We start from the raw sequence: 12,156 nt of genomic DNA, 5'->3' as shown, positions 1-12,156 counted from the left end.
GCGTATCGAGATCCCCCAGGCGAGCTCCCCCGCACGTGTCCGCTTCCGGACGTGTCCGCTACCGGGTCTTGCCCGCGAGTCGTCACTCTGGGGACACTGGAGACACCCTGGTCGGCCAGGACCGGCCGCCCGGGGTGACCCGAACACCCCCGAGCGGTCGGACACCGGTCCGGGCTCCTGGCCGTCACGAGCTCGGGCCGGCGCCGCGGGCCTCCTCGTCCGCCGGCCCGCTCGACGCGGCCCGACCGCCCTCGGCCGACCAGGCCGCCCCGAGGGCGAACAGCGTCGAGACGCCGTAGTGCTCCATCGCCGCCGACACCCGGCGCCGGCCGGTGCGCGGATTGATCCCCAGCTTGTGCGACGCCGTCTCGAGGGTGACGCCCTGCTGCATCAGCCGCAGCAGCGGCGTCCACGGCTTATCCGTCGCGCCGAACGGCGTCGCCTGCCGCCACAGCTCCTCGAAGCAGGTGGTCACGAGACCCGCGAGCGCCGCGTGGTGCAGCCCGAGCACGCTCGTCGGCCGGGCCTCCCCGCGCTCGAATGGCACGGCCAGGTAGTCGCCGTCGATCCAGAACCAGCTCGGCATCGTCTCGAGCAGGCGGTACTCCACTCCCGCCTGCTGATACGCCTCGATCCGCGCGATCACGCGGGGATCGTGCACACCCTCCGCCGGGATGATGACGCGGACCCGGTCCTTGGCGGCCAGCGCCCGACCGAAGCGGACGGCCCGCTCGGTCGGCGGGTCGAGGAAGCGCGCGACGTCGGGCAGCACGGCCATCAGGGTGCCGGAGTCGCGGCGGACGAGGTCGAACCAGAGGTCCTCCGAGGCGTGCGGGCCGTGCCGCAGCAGCGTCGGCACGAGGTCGTCGGCGGAGGCGCCGACCGACCACGCTCCGAGCAGCGCCTGCAGATCGCCGACGATGCTCGCGATCCCGTCCAGCGCACTTCCGGCGGTCGCCGCGTGCTGCGACACCGCGCGCGCCGCCCAGTCGGCGGGCGGCACGTAGTCGATCACGTCGCCCTCGCCGGCGAGCAGGCCCTCGCCGCGGAGCCGCTCGACGCCGGCCCGCACCTCGGCGGGGTCGAGGTGCGTGAGCTCGGCCGCGTCCTCGATCGTCCGCGGGCGCCCGCGGTGCAGCGCCGCGATCAGGCCGTCGTCGCGCACGACTCCCCCTGGCGCGCTGACGGACCCCGTCCGTCCCGAGCGGGAGCCGAGCGGAGGCGGTCCGCCGTGCGGCTCACTGCTCGGTCGGGTGCGGGAGCGGCCCGCCGATGAGCAGGTCGTCGTTCTCGCGGCGGCGGCGCAGCACCACGGCCGTCACCAGGCCGGCGATCAGCAGCGCGACGAGCACGCCCGCACCGATCGTCAGACCGACACCGGCCGAGAGCCCGCCGGTGCTGGCGGCCGCGGGCGGCACCGTGCCGGCCTTCGCCGCCGTGATGGCGATGCCGCAGACCTGGGAGGCGTCGGGGGCCGTGACGCTGGAGCCCTCCTCGGGGTACGCGACAGTGACGGCGGCGGTGCGCTTGCTGATCGAGCCGACCGCGACGAGGCAGTAGACCTCGGCCGTGGGCTCCTTCACGATCGCGTCGCCCAGGGTCAGGTCGGACCAGCCGAGCGCATCGACGCGCACCGAGAGGTCGCCGGCGGCGAGATCGGCGCGGACGCCGGTCGTCGTGAAGGCGCCGACGGTGACGCTCTCGACCGGGCCGAAGCCCCAGACCGCGCCGCGCGGCGACGCGGCCTCCGAGCTCGTCGACTCGCGCGGCTCGACGAGGATGCCGGGGCCGGAGGAGGCGACGAGGGCGAAGGTGGTGCTCGCCGTCGAGCCGCGGTCGCCGGTGATGGTGACCGTGTAGGTGCCGATCGACATCAGCGACGCGGTGGGCACCGTGGCGGAGCCGGTGCTGGTCGTGTCGCCGTCCTGGCGGTTCTCGACCGTGAGCGCGGTCTCCATGCCGGACGGCGCGCGGAGGGACGCGGTCGCGTTCTCCTCGCGCTGGAAGCCGGCGTAGGCGACGCCCACACCGTAGAAGCGGGCGAGGTCGACGGTCAGCGCGCCGGGGTCGACGCCGGCGTCGCGGGTGAGGAAGACGGAGACGGCGGGACCGCCCGCGGTCTCGGTACCGGGGACGGGCGCCGCGGCCGGGTCGGCCGCCGAGGTCGAGAGCAGGGTGCGGCCGGGCGCGGAGGCGCGCGGCGCGGTGCTGCCGGCCTCGGTGGTGGTGCTGCCACCCGCGCTGCCGCTGCCGCCGCCGGTCGAGCCCGAGTTGGAGCCGCCGGTCGAGGCACCGCCACCGTTGCCGGTCCCGTTGCCGTTGCCGTTGCCGTTGCCGTTACTCGAGGGAGCAGGAGCAGGAGCGGGAGCGGGGTTACCTCCGGAGCTCGGCGGTATGACGGGCGCAGGGGTCGAGCCCTCGTCAGGGGCGGGCGCGACCGTCGGCTGCGGGCTGGGAATCCCGGGAAGCGACGGAGCCGACGGCTCGACTTCCGGCTCGACAGGAGTGGTCGTCGGTTCGCCGGTGCCTGTGTCGGTGCTCGGCTCAGGATCGGGTGTCGGGACCTCAGAGGTCGGAGGCTCCACGGGGCCTGTCACGACCGGCACGGTGTCGACGGGGTCGGCCGGTGCCGGCGACGCACTCGAGCTCTCCGGGCCGGGCAGGTTCTCGGCCTGGGCGGACGCGGGCAGGGCCAGTCCGGCGATCAGCACCGCGAGAGCGAGTGCGGAGGCCGCGCTGCGGCGACGCTGTCGAGCCATGGAAGTTCCTCCCCGCGAGACGCCGGACGCACCCCGAAAACGGGGAGCGAGCCTCCCCGTGAAGAGACTATGCGCCATCCGCGCGCACCCGCGGGCGCTCCGGTCCCCCATCCGAGGGCCGTTCTACAACATTCGCATCACGGCGGACACTGCCCGCCGCGCGAGGGATCAGGCGCGCTCGACCAGGGCCCGGCGCAGTCGAGCCGGGTCGACCCGCCAGTAGGTGTGCACGCGGCCGTCGATCAGGACGACCGGGATCTCCTCGACGAAGCGCTCGTGCAGCTCGGCGTCCTCGAGGATCGACACCTCCTCGAGCGAGACGACCGGTGCCGCGGACTCACCCTCGAGCTCCGCGAGCACCTGCTCGACGACGATCCGCGCCTCGTCGCAGAGGTGGCAGCCCGGCTTCCCCACCAGGGTCAGCCTCACGTCCGCGCCCGACCGCCCAGTGCCCACCGGCTCAGTGCCCACCCGCTCAGTGCTCATCCGCCCAGTGTAAAGGCGCCCTCCGCCCGCCGATCCGGCCGGCACCGCGGGCGAGCAGCCCCGGAACGCAGACGAGCGCCCGACCCCAGAGGGGCGGACGCTCGAAGGGGAAGAGGCGCGAGCCTACTTCTTGTTGCGACGCTGGTGACGAGTCTTGCGAAGCAGCTTGCGGTGCTTCTTCTTCGCCATACGCTTGCGACGCTTCTTGATGACAGAACCCACGAAGACCTCACAACGTTCAGGGGGCCGACCGCCCGACGGACGGCCGCTTACGAAAAACTGGCTCCCGCGAGCTTACACGACCCGGCCCCCCGCGAGAATCCGCGCCGGAGACGCCACACTGGAGACCTCGCGCCGGGCCCGCGTCACTTCCGGATGCGCAGCGCCTCCGCGACCTTCGTCGCCCCCTCGCTCACCCCGCGCTGGATGTCCTGCACCACGGCGCTGACCTGGTGCGTGCGCTCCGCGAGCGCGCGGCCGAGCGACTCCGCCCGTGCCGCCGCCGCCGCGTCGAGCAGTGCGGCGCCGCTCTCCGCCTCGTCGGCCGCGCCGAACGGCAGCAGCCAGTCCTCGACGGCGACCAGCGGCGCGTAGCGCAGCGCGTAGTAGCGGTGCTGCCCGCTCTCCCGCACTGTGACCAGCCCCGCCTCGCGCAGCACCTTGAGGTGCTTGGACACCGTCGGCTGGCTGAGCTCGAGCTTCGCGACGATCCGCGACACGCTCATCCCGGCACCACCCGCCGCCCCCTCGACCCGCTGCTCCAGCAGGAGGGAGAGGATGTCGCGTCGGGTGCCGTCCGCGATCACCGCGAAGATGTCAGCCATGCCTCCAGGGTAGTCAGCGGCCTCCCGCGCGGGCAGGGCGTCGGCCGTGCGTATGCCGCGCGGCGCATGGTGTCCGTGCGCCCGGCCGGTCCGCGGCGAGCGGGTAGCATGGCCGCGATCGAGTGGAGGATCCGCCGTGGTGGTTCGGCAGCAGTTCCGCAGCCCCGTGGGCGTCTCGCCGGCCTCGCCGTGGTCGAGCTTCGCCCGGGCCCGCGACCTCGTGGACGACTTCGCCGGCCGCTCCCCGTCGCGCTTCGCGATCATGATCTTCTCGGCGCTGATCCTCGTCTTCACGCTCCTCTTCTCCCTGCCCGTCGCGACGACGACCGGCACCGTCACCCCGTTGCACGACGCGTTCTTCACCGCGATGTCGGTGATCTGCGTCACCGGGCTCGCGACCGTCGACATGGCGACGCACTGGTCGGCGTTCGGGCACTCGATCATCTTCGTCGGCGTGAACATCGGCGCCCTCGGCGTGCTGACGCTCGCGTCGATCATGGGCCTGGCGATCTCTCGCCGGCTCGGCCTGCGGGCGAAGCTGATGGCCGCGAGCGACTCCAATCCGCTGCGGATCCACTCCGGCCCGGTCGCCGAGGGGCAGGCCGTGCGGCTCGGCGAGATCGGCGGCCTGCTCGCGACCGTCGCCATCAGCGCCGCCGCGATCGAGATCGTCGTCGCGCTCCTGCTCTTCCCGCGGATGCTGATCGACGGCATCCCGGTCGGCGAGGCGGTCTGGCACTCCTTCTACTACTCCGCGATGGCCTTCACCAACACCGGGTTCGCGCCGAACGCGGCCGGTCTCACCCCGTTCGAGGACGACTACTGGTTCCTCGGCATCCTGATGATCGGCGTCTTCCTCGGCTCGATCGGCTTCCCGGTCATCTACGCGTTCTCGCGCGGCTGGCGGCGCCCGCGCAAGTGGTCGGTGCACGTCAAGCTGACGCTGGTCACCTCGCTGATCCTCCTGGTCGCCGGCGCGGCGCTCTACATCGTGCTCGAGTTCGACAACCCGACCACCTTCGGCACCCTCGACGCGGGCGACACCGTCTTCCAGTCGTTCTTCCTGTCGACGATGACGCGCTCCGGCGGCTTCTCCACCATCTCGATCCCGGATCTCAACGGCTCCAGCCTGCTCGTCACCGACATGCTGATGTTCATCGGCGGCGGCTCCGCCTCGACCGCCGGTGGCATCAAGGTGACGACGCTCGCCATCCTCTTCCTCGCCGCCTTCGCCGAGGCGCGCGGCAACAACGACATGGAGGCGTTCGGCCGCCGCATCCCGAACGACGTGCTGCGCCTCGCGGTCTCGGTCGTGCTCTGGGGAGCGACGACCGTCGCCGTCTCGTCGGTGCTCATCCTGCACATCACGAAGGCGCCGCTCGACCACGTGCTGTTCGACGTGATCTCGGCCTTCGCGACCTCCGGGCTGTCCACGGGGCTCACCGCCGAGCTGCCGACCTCCGGCGTCTACGTCCTCGCGCTGACGATGTTCATGGGCCGCGTTGGTACCGTGACTCTCGCTGCCGCGCTCGCCGCGAGCCAGCGCAGGCAGTTGTTCAGACGACCGGAAGAGAGGCCCATCGTTGGTTGACCGCATCAGGTACGACGCCCCGGTGCTGGTGATCGGCCTGGGGCGCTTCGGAGCCGCCACGGCCGGCCAGCTGGACCGGCTCGACCGCGAGGTGCTCGCCGTCGACGCCGACGCCGGGCTCGTGCAGAAGTGGTCGGAGCGCGTCACGCACGCGGTCCAGGCCGACGCCCGCTCGCTCGACGCCCTCGCCCAGATCGGCGCGCAGGACTTCCAGGTCGCCGTCGTCGCCGTCGGCTCCTCGATCGAGGCGTCGGTGCTGATCACCGCGAACCTCGTCGACCTCAAGATCCCGCAGATCTGGGCCAAGGCGATCTCGCGCTCGCACGGCAAGATCCTCGAGCGGATCGGCGCGAACCACGTGATCTACCCGGAGGCGGAGGCGGGCGAGCGCGTCGCTCACCTCGTCTCGGGCCGGATGCTCGACTTCATCGAGTTCGACGACGACTTCGTGCTGGCCAAGATGTACCCGCCCAAGCCGATCCGCGGCCTCACCCTCACCGAGTCCGGCGTGCGCCGCAAGCACCGCGTGACGGTCGTCGGCGTGAAGAGCCCCGGCAAGCCGTTCACCTACGCGACCGAGCAGACCGTCGTCTCCAACCACGACCTCATCGTCGTCAGCGGCACCCCCACGGACATCGAGCGCTTCGCGGCCCTGGGCTCCTGACCCCCTCCGCGAGATGCCACTTATGAGCCCACGACACGGCGTGTCGGGCTCATAAGTGGCATCTCGCGGGAGGGGGCAGGGCGTCAGGAGGCGGCGAGCTCGCGGGCGCGGGCCAGGGCCGCGTCCGTCGCGCGGGTGAAGAGCGCGGCGAGGTCCGCCTCCTGGAGGACGGCGATCGCGCGCTCCGTCGTGCCGCCGGGGCTCGTGACGCGGCGGCGCAGCTCGGCCGGCTCCTCGCCGGAGTGCGCGAGCAGCTCGGCGGCTCCGCGGAAGGTGCCCGTCACCATCGTCGCGGCCTGCTCGGGCGTGAAGCCCTTGGCGAGCGCCGCGGCGGTGAGCTCCTCGACCAGCAGGAAGACGTAGGCCGGCCCGGAGCCGGAGATGGTCGAGAGCGCGTCGAGCTGCGACTCCGGCACCTCCACCACCTCGCCGACGGTCTCGAACAGGCGGCGGACGAGTGCCAGGTCCTCCGCGCTGGAGCGGGTGCCGGCGCTGAGGCCGGTGACGGCCCGCCCCACGACGGCCGGCGTGTTCGGCATCGAGCGGAGCACGGCGACGGACTCGGGCAGGTGCTTCTCGAAGGTCGCGACGGTCACACCCGCCGCGACGCTGACCACGACCGTCCCGGGGGCCAGCGCGTCGGCGACCTCGTCGAGCAGCGCCGGCACCATGTGCGGCTTCACGGCCACGAGCACCACGGCCGCGTCCGCGACCGCACGGCGGTTCGCCTCCGGGTCGTCGGCGGTCGCGAACGCGGTGACCACCGGGTGGTCACTCCAGCGCGCCGCCTTCTCCGCGTCGCGGTTGGTCACCCGGACGCCGCCCTGCACCTCGACGCCCGGGGCGAGCAGCCCGCTGAGGATCGCGCCGCCCATCGAGCCGAGCCCGAGGACGGCGATGGACGGGAGCTGCACGGGTGCGTCGGTCATCCGTCCATCCTAGGAAGCGACCGCGAGCGGATGCGCGGTGCACTCGGCCCGGGAGCCTGCCGTCCGCCGCCCGCCTCCTAGGATGGGCCGACCACCCCCGAGCACCAGTCGCCCCACCAGCCATCCCGAGGAGACCCCGTGAGCGCATCCGGAGGCGGTTCCGCCATCATCGCGGCGCTGGCCGCGAACCTCGGCATCGCCCTGACCAAGCTCGTCGCCTGGTTCTTCTCGGGCTCGGCCTCGATGCTGGCCGAGGGCGTGCACTCCCTGGCCGACTCCGGCAACCAGCTGCTGCTGCTCCTCGGCGGTCGCAAGTCGCGCAAGGCCGCCGACGAGGAGCACCCGTTCGGCTACGGCCGCGAGCGCTACGTCTACGCCTTCGTCGTCTCGATCATCCTGTTCTCGGTCGGCGGCGTCTTCTCGATCTACGAGGGCGTCGAGAAGATCGCCGAGCCGCACGAGCTCGAGAACGCCTGGCTGCCGATCCTGGTCCTGCTCGTCTCGATCTGCCTCGAGGGCTACTCGCTGCGCACCGGGGTCAAGGAGTCGAACAAGGTCCGCGGGGAGCAGTCCTGGCTGCAGTTCATCCGCCGGGCGAAGGCACCGGAGCTGCCGGTCGTCCTGCTCGAGGACGTCGCCGCGCTCACCGGACTCGTCTTCGCGCTGCTCGGCGTCGGTCTCTCGGTGATCACCGGGAACACGGTCTTCGACGCGATCGGCACGATCATGATCGGCGTGCTGCTGGTCGTCGTCGCGATCGTGCTCGGCATCGAGACCAAGAGCCTCCTGGTGGGCGAGGGAGCGACCCCGGCCGACGCGGCGGCGATCCGCACGGCGATCGAGGCGGGCGAGGACGTCGAGCGGATCATCCACATGAAGACCCTCTACCTCGGCCCCGACGAGATCCTCGTCGCCGCGAAGCTCGCGTTCCCGGCGGCGGAGACGGTCGGCGAGCTGGCCGCGGGCATCGACGCGACCGAGAAGCGGATCCGCGACGCCGTGCCGGCCGCTCGCGTCATCTACCTCGAACCGGACATCGACCGCGGGGCCGCCTCCGACGGCCCGGCCTCGACCGCCGCCGCGCCCGGGAGCGCCGGCTGATGCGCCGCGTCCTCGCCGTCGTCAACGAGCGCGGTGCCGGCCTCGGCGCCCTCGAGCCGATCCTGCACGAGCAGGGCTTCGCGATCGAGGCGGTCGCGGGCACCGACCTCGACTCCGTCGACATCCTCGCGCCGGATCTCGTCGTCACCCTCGGCTCGAGCGCCGGCGTCTACGAGACCGCGCGGCACCCCTTCATCTCGCCGGAGATCGCCCTGCTGCAGGACCGGCTGCACCACCGCCGGCCCACCCTCGGGGTCTGCTTCGGCGCCCAGCTGATCGCCGCCGCCCTCGGCGAGGAGGTGCGGCCCGGCCCGACCCGCGAGGTCGGCTTCCGCGGCATCGTGGCGACCGAGGAGGGGCTGCGCTCGCCGCTGCGCCACCTCGCGGACGTCCCCGTGATGCAGTGGCACAGCGACACCTTCGACCTGCCCGCGGGCACCACCCTGCTCGCCTCCTCCCCCGCGTACGCCGTCGAGGCCTTCGCGATCGACGGCTGGCTGCTCGGCGTGCAGTTCCACCCCGAGCTCACCGCCGATCTGGCGGCGCGCTGGCTCGAGGGCGACGCCGACTACGCCGCGGGCGCGGGCTACGGCTTCGCGCAGCTCGACGAGGACGTGCGCGAGGGCCGCTTCGAGCGGATGCGGGCGGCCACCGAGGCCGCACTCGCGGAGTGGGTCGGCGCTCAGGGCTGAGCGGCGATCTCCGGCGCTCAGCGCTTCGCGGCGAAGAAGTCGAGCAGCAGCCGCGCGCCCTCGTCGGCGCGCAGCCCCGGGTAGACCTGCACCACGTGGTGCAGGCGGCGGTCGCGGAGCAGGTCGTGCACGGAGCCGGCCGCGCCCGCCTTCTCGTCCCACGCCCCGAAGACCACGCGCTCGAGCCGGGAGGCGAGGATCGCCCCGGCGCACATCGCGCACGGCTCGAGGGTGACGACGAGGGTGCAGCCCGCGAGCTGCCAGTCCCCGCGCGCGGCGGCCGCCTCACGCAGCGCGACGACCTCGGCGTGCGCGGTCGGGTCGGTGTGCAGCTCGCGCTCGTTGCGCCCGCGCCCGATCACCGCGCCGTCCCGGTCGACGACGATCGCTCCCACCGGGACGTCGCCCCACTCGGCGGCCCGCCGCGCCTCGTCGAGCGCGAGCCGCATCCACGCGTCCGCCTCGGGAGGGAGCGGGAGGTCGCTCTCGCGCATCGCGCCCCCTCGTCCGGCTCCGGCCGGCGGCGACCGGCAAGTAGATTGAGCTTATGCGCGTCCATGTAGCCGACCACCCGCTGATCACGCACAAGCTCACCGTGCTGCGCGACAAGCGCACTCCCTCCCCCACCTTCCGGCAGCTCGCCGAGGAGCTGATGACCCTGCTCGCCTACGAGGCGACCCGCGGCGTCCGAACCCGCACCGTCACCATCGAGACGCCGGTCACCACGACCACCGGTCTCGCACTGAGCGACCCGCAGCCGCTCGTCGTCCCCATCCTCCGCGCGGGGCTCGGGATGCTCGAGGGCATGGTGAAGCTCGTCCCGACCGCCGAGGTGGGCTTCCTGGGCATGGCGCGCAACGAGGAGACCCTCGAGCCGACCACCTACGCCGAGCGCCTGCCCGACGACCTCTCCAACCGCCAGTGCTTCGTGCTCGACCCGATGCTCGCCACCGGCGGCTCGCTCATCGCCGCGATCCAGTTCCTCTTCGACCGCGGCGCCGTCGACGTCACGGCCGTCTGCCTGCTCGCCGCCCCCGAGGGCCTCGCGGCCGTCGAGAAGGCCTTCGTCGGAAAGGACGTCACCATCGTCCTCGGCGCGCTCGACGAGAAGCTCAACGAGCTCGGCTACATCGTCCCCGGCCTCGGCGACGCCGGCGACCGCCTCTACGGGCTCGCCGGCTGACTCCTTCCGGGCGCCCTCCGCGGCGCCCGGAACACGCCAGTGTCGGCGGATCTGTTGACGAGGTCCGCCGCCATCCGCTTTACTTTCGACCATGACTGACAACGCGCACGCCCTGACCTCCCTTGAGGCCATCGGGGATGCCGGCATGATGATGGCCGGCGGCCTCGTCCTGCGCTGTCGAATGTGCGCCTGAGGATCCACCCTCGCCGGATCACCCCGCAGCCTCCGCCCGCGATCGCACTGATCGCTCCGAAATCCTGATCGGACGGGCGTCGCAGGCGCGATGATCCCCTGGATGCCCCGCATCCGCCCCCGCCGGACCGCACCTCGTGCACCGGCACTCGCGCGCACACCCCGGATCCGCTCCCCGGACACTCGTCCCGGATCCGACCCACACCAAGGATTCGTCATGTCCCTCCTCCACGCCCGCACCGTCCCCGCCGCTCCCACCCGCACCGAGGCTCCCCGCCTCCAGGCCGCTCCCGAGGCCGCGCCCGCCGCGCCCCGCCTCCGCGCCGTGCCCCAGGGCACCGAGGCCCGCGGCTTCGCCCTCTACGTCGGCATCGACGAGGCCAAGGCCCGCGCCGCCGGCATCGACCTCGGCCGCCTCGTCGAGGAGCTCAAGCGCGTCACCGCGCAGTTCGCCCCCGACGCCGAGACCTACGCCTCCGTCGCCCTCGCGCCCCAGGGCGCCGGCGGCCGCGACGTCGACGTCGTCCGCCTCGCCCTCCAGGACCCGGCGGCCGTCGCCCGCCGCCGCGCCGACACCGAGCCCGACCTCGACCGCGCCCCCGGCGGCGTCGTCATCGACATCTCGCGCAAGCGCGTCATCCTCGACGACGAGACCACCGCCCTCACCTACAAGGAGTTCGAGCTGCTGCAGTACCTCGTCCTCCGTGAGGGCCGCACCATCGAGCGCGCCGAGCTGATCTCCTCCCTCTGGGGCGCCGCCGACGACGACGCACCCAACGAGCGCACCATCGACGTCCACGTCCGCCGCCTCCGCGCCAAGCTCGGCCGCTACGAGGACATCGTCCGCACCGTCCGCGGCGTCGGCTACCGCTTCGACCGCCACGCGGACGTCGCGATCCGCTACGCCTCCACGCCGTCGCCCGACCTGTTCTGAGTGGGATTGCGGAGTGAGCGCGAGCGCTCACTCCGCCGCGGTCGGCCCCGAGGGTGGGCGCGTTTCGTGGAGCGTCCTGCGGACGGCTCGTGGAAAACGCTGGCACGCGTTTTCCACCTGCGCCTCGCGCGGGGGGCGGATTGCGGAGTGAGCGCGAGCGCTCACTCCGCCGCGGTCGGCTCCGCGGGTGGGCGCGTTTCGTGGAGCGTCCTGCGGACGGCTCGTGGAAAACGCTGGCACGCGTTTTCCACCTGCGCCTCGCGGGCGGCGGCTGGTCGTTCGCGGCGTGCTCGGAGGAGTGCGGCTTCGCCGGCACGGGCGCCGTCCCTGCCGGTCGAGGAGGCGCGGGTCGCGGCGTATCGAGACCTACTCGTCCAGAGACGTGGATCTCGATACGCCCGCTGCGCGGGCTACTCGATCAGCAAGGAGGGTCCGCAGGCCCATCCAGCAGGTGGGGTGCGCCGCGGGCCCGTCTGGCCGGTGGGGTGCGCCGCACGCGCATCCAGCAGGCGCGGTGCTTGCGGGCCGTTCATGCGAGGGCGGTGCGCCGCGGGCCCGCCGCAGGGCGGGTGGGTGCGGCTCCGCCGGCACGGGTGCCGACTTGCTGGTCGAGTAGGCGCGGGACGCGGCGTATCGAGACCTGCGGGCGGCGCGCCGCGGGGTGTCGGGGAACACTCAGGAAATGGGCTCTTGCGGCGTTACCGATCCGTTATATAGTTCTAGAGCGTCATCCGTTTGCTGTGGCGGAGAAGCGCGAGAAGTGATTGCAGGACACTCTTGGTGCAAGGGAATGAAGGCCGG

13 protein-coding genes are annotated in these 12,156 nt (G+C 72.8%); 6 read left to right on the top strand and 7 right to left on the bottom strand.

Annotation, left to right across the window (positions count from 1 at the left end):
* Positions 1-184: 184 nt before the first annotated feature.
* The 5 genes from GSU72_RS04160 to GSU72_RS04140 form a co-directional block, all read right to left on the bottom strand.
* A complete protein-coding gene (locus GSU72_RS04160; RefSeq protein ID WP_159983938.1) occupies positions 185-1,165 on the bottom strand; it encodes a hypothetical protein in 981 nt (326 codons plus the stop codon).
* Positions 1,166-1,238: 73 nt separating this feature from the next.
* Complete coding sequence (locus GSU72_RS04155; protein WP_159983937.1) at positions 1,239-2,759, bottom strand: hypothetical protein; 1,521 nt, start codon at positions 2,757-2,759, stop codon at positions 1,239-1,241.
* A 168-nt stretch (positions 2,760-2,927) separates the two neighbouring features.
* Positions 2,928-3,245: a glutaredoxin family protein gene (locus GSU72_RS04150; protein ID WP_159983936.1), complete on the bottom strand. Its 318-nt coding sequence runs from the start codon at positions 3,243-3,245 to the stop codon at positions 2,928-2,930.
* A 123-nt stretch (positions 3,246-3,368) separates the two neighbouring features.
* A complete protein-coding gene (locus GSU72_RS04145; protein WP_003792170.1) occupies positions 3,369-3,467 on the bottom strand; it encodes an AURKAIP1/COX24 domain-containing protein in 99 nt (32 codons plus the stop codon).
* A gap of 143 nt (positions 3,468-3,610) precedes the next feature.
* Positions 3,611-4,069, bottom strand: a complete 459-nt coding sequence (locus GSU72_RS04140; RefSeq protein WP_159983935.1) for a metalloregulator ArsR/SmtB family transcription factor — start codon at positions 4,067-4,069, stop codon at positions 3,611-3,613.
* A gap of 220 nt (positions 4,070-4,289) precedes the next feature.
* Here GSU72_RS04140 and GSU72_RS04135 point away from each other — a divergent pair, with 220 nt between their 5' ends.
* A complete protein-coding gene (locus GSU72_RS04135) occupies positions 4,290-5,660 on the top strand; it encodes a potassium transporter TrkG (protein WP_244256080.1) in 1,371 nt (456 codons plus the stop codon).
* Positions 5,653-6,324 carry a TrkA family potassium uptake protein gene (locus GSU72_RS04130; protein WP_159983933.1) on the top strand — a complete coding sequence of 224 codons (672 nt, stop codon included), beginning with the start codon at positions 5,653-5,655 and terminating at the stop codon, positions 6,322-6,324. Before GSU72_RS04135 ends, GSU72_RS04130 begins: the two co-directional genes overlap by 8 nt.
* 83 nt (positions 6,325-6,407) lie before the next feature.
* On the opposite strand, the gene proC is transcribed toward GSU72_RS04130, so the two are convergent.
* Positions 6,408-7,253 (bottom strand): pyrroline-5-carboxylate reductase, encoded by an 846-nt coding sequence (proC, locus tag GSU72_RS04125; protein WP_159983932.1) that lies wholly within the window; start codon positions 7,251-7,253, stop codon positions 6,408-6,410.
* A 138-nt stretch (positions 7,254-7,391) separates the two neighbouring features.
* On the opposite strand from proC, the gene GSU72_RS04120 reads away from it, so the two are divergent.
* Together GSU72_RS04120 and GSU72_RS04115 are read left to right on the top strand one after the other, a co-directional pair.
* Positions 7,392-8,354 carry a cation diffusion facilitator family transporter gene (locus GSU72_RS04120; protein WP_159983931.1) on the top strand — a complete coding sequence of 321 codons (963 nt, stop codon included), beginning with the start codon at positions 7,392-7,394 and terminating at the stop codon, positions 8,352-8,354.
* A complete protein-coding gene (locus GSU72_RS04115) occupies positions 8,354-9,046 on the top strand; it encodes a gamma-glutamyl-gamma-aminobutyrate hydrolase family protein (protein WP_159983930.1) in 693 nt (230 codons plus the stop codon). Before GSU72_RS04120 ends, GSU72_RS04115 begins: the two co-directional genes overlap by 1 nt.
* Positions 9,047-9,063: 17 nt before the next feature.
* Here the strand turns inward: GSU72_RS04115 and tadA are convergent, their stop codons facing one another.
* A complete protein-coding gene (gene tadA / locus GSU72_RS04110; protein ID WP_159983929.1) occupies positions 9,064-9,540 on the bottom strand; it encodes a tRNA adenosine(34) deaminase TadA in 477 nt (158 codons plus the stop codon).
* Positions 9,541-9,593: 53 nt separating this feature from the next.
* Here tadA and upp point away from each other — a divergent pair, with 53 nt between their 5' ends.
* Positions 9,594-10,229: a uracil phosphoribosyltransferase gene (gene upp, locus GSU72_RS04105; protein ID WP_159983928.1), complete on the top strand. Its 636-nt coding sequence runs from the start codon at positions 9,594-9,596 to the stop codon at positions 10,227-10,229.
* A 409-nt stretch (positions 10,230-10,638) separates the two neighbouring features.
* Positions 10,639-11,355 (top strand): winged helix-turn-helix domain-containing protein, encoded by a 717-nt coding sequence (locus GSU72_RS04100; RefSeq protein WP_159983927.1) that lies wholly within the window; start codon positions 10,639-10,641, stop codon positions 11,353-11,355.
* Positions 11,356-12,156 lie beyond the last annotated feature (801 nt).

The organism is Rathayibacter sp. VKM Ac-2760 (assembly GCF_009834185.1).
GTDB lineage: Bacteria > Actinomycetota > Actinomycetes > Actinomycetales > Microbacteriaceae > Rathayibacter.
Note: the sequence above shows the minus strand (reverse complement) of the source record. Positions and strands in the feature narration are given on the sequence as shown.

Bases quoted from the DNA above. Each gene is read 5' to 3' on its own strand.
- GSU72_RS04155 (WP_159983937.1), bottom strand. From the start codon at position 2,759: ATGGCTCGACAGCGTCGCCGCAGCGCGGCCTCCGCACTCGCTCTCGCG.
- GSU72_RS04150 (WP_159983936.1), bottom strand. From the start codon at position 3,245: ATGAGCACTGAGCGGGTGGGCACTGAGCCGGTGGGCACTGGGCGGTCG.
- GSU72_RS04140 (WP_159983935.1), bottom strand. From the start codon at position 4,069: ATGGCTGACATCTTCGCGGTGATCGCGGACGGCACCCGACGCGACATC.
- proC (WP_159983932.1), bottom strand. From the start codon at position 7,253: ATGACCGACGCACCCGTGCAGCTCCCGTCCATCGCCGTCCTCGGGCTC.
- GSU72_RS04115 (WP_159983930.1), top strand. From the start codon at position 8,354: ATGCGCCGCGTCCTCGCCGTCGTCAACGAGCGCGGTGCCGGCCTCGGC.
- tadA (WP_159983929.1), bottom strand. From the start codon at position 9,540: ATGCGCGAGAGCGACCTCCCGCTCCCTCCCGAGGCGGACGCGTGGATG.
- upp (WP_159983928.1), top strand. From the start codon at position 9,594: ATGCGCGTCCATGTAGCCGACCACCCGCTGATCACGCACAAGCTCACC.
- GSU72_RS04100 (WP_159983927.1), top strand. From the start codon at position 10,639: ATGTCCCTCCTCCACGCCCGCACCGTCCCCGCCGCTCCCACCCGCACC.